This window comes from Mariniflexile sp. HNIBRBA6329 (genome assembly GCF_043558645.1).
In the GTDB taxonomy this organism is placed as follows: domain Bacteria; phylum Bacteroidota; class Bacteroidia; order Flavobacteriales; family Flavobacteriaceae; genus Mariniflexile.
The window spans coordinates 1-569 of record NZ_JBIFXS010000046.1; the positions used below are offsets into that span (position 1 = coordinate 1).

Sequence of the window (569 nt, forward strand, 5' to 3'; positions counted from 1 at the left end):
ATGTCCTCTTCTGCAGCCTTGGAAAACAGTGTGGTTTTTGGTTTAAATGAGCTGTTTAATTTAGGATTGACCAAGCATGAAATGATTTTAATTTCTCAAAAGGCCGAACATAATTACGTAGGGGTTAAATGTGGTATTATGGACCAATATGCCAGCATGTTTGGTATTGAAAACAATGCATTATTGTTGGATTGCAGAACGGTAAAATCAAAACCTTTTAAAATCGATTTTAAAGACCACGAACTTATTTTAATAAACACCAACGTAAAACACAGTTTATCTGATAGTGCTTATAATGATAGACGTTCTGTTTGCGAATTGGTAGCTGAAATGTTGAATGTAAAAGCCTTAAGAGATGCTTCGGAATTTGATCTGGAATCCATAAAAGATAAAATCACGTCGGAAAACTTTCAAAAAGTACTATATGTAGTCCAGGAAAACGAACGTGCCGTTCAAGCTTCAATAGCAATGCAAGAAAATGATTTGGAAACACTTGGAAAACTAATTTATGCCTCGCATGATGGCTTACAAAACCAATACAAGGTAAGTTGTGATGAATTGGATTTTCT

The 569-nt window shown here is 34.4% G+C and carries 1 protein-coding gene; it reads left to right on the plus strand.

All coding sequences use genetic code 11. From position 1 onward, the window contains the following. On the plus strand, positions 1-569 hold a 569-nt coding region (locus tag ACGK9U_RS16125), incomplete at both ends, for a galactokinase (RefSeq protein ID WP_394467586.1).